Origin of the sequence: Pseudoalteromonas sp. UCD-33C, assembly GCF_001306895.1 — a bacterium.
Classification (GTDB): Bacteria; Pseudomonadota; Gammaproteobacteria; order Enterobacterales; family Alteromonadaceae; genus Pseudoalteromonas.
The window spans coordinates 1-541 of record NZ_LJTB01000042.1 but is presented as its reverse complement, the minus strand read 5'-3'; the positions used below and the strand labels follow the sequence as shown (position 1 = coordinate 541).

The 541-nt window shown below is 62.1% G+C and carries 1 protein-coding gene; it reads left to right on the top strand.

The window, feature by feature from the left end:
- Positions 1–541: cbb3-type cytochrome c oxidase subunit I (locus AOG26_RS20365; RefSeq protein WP_200907886.1), on the top strand; the 541-nt coding region annotated here is incomplete at both ends.

Genomic DNA, 541 nt, shown 5'->3' with positions numbered 1-541 from the left:
GGGCAAATTCCACTGGCCCGAGTTGCTGGCTGATAGTGAATGGCTGACTTTCGGCCGGGTTCGCCCCATGCACCTCAACGCAGTTGCCTATGGTTGGGCATCCATGGCCGGTGTCGGGGTGGCAATCTTCCTGATACCGCGACTGTTCAAGACGGCATTAGTAGGCGGACGATTCGCCTTATCGGGGGCCGTGCTCTGGAACCTCGGCATGATGCTCGGCCTGGTGGCGATCAGTCTGGGACTCTCCGACGGAGAGGAGTGGCTCGAGTTTCCCTGGCAGGTCGACATCCTGTTCGTGATCGGCGGTGGCCTGTGTGCCATTCCGCTGTTGCTGACGGCCGCCAACCGACGGGTATCACATCTCTACGTCACCAGCTGGTACCTGCTGGCCGCGCTGGTGTGGTTCCCCATCCTCTTCCTGCTGGCCAACCTGCCCGTGGTGTTCCCCGGGGCCTCGGGAGCCACCGTCAACTGGTGGTTCGCCCATAACGTCCTGGGACTTTGGGTGACCCCCATCGGGGTCGGTATCGCCTACTACATG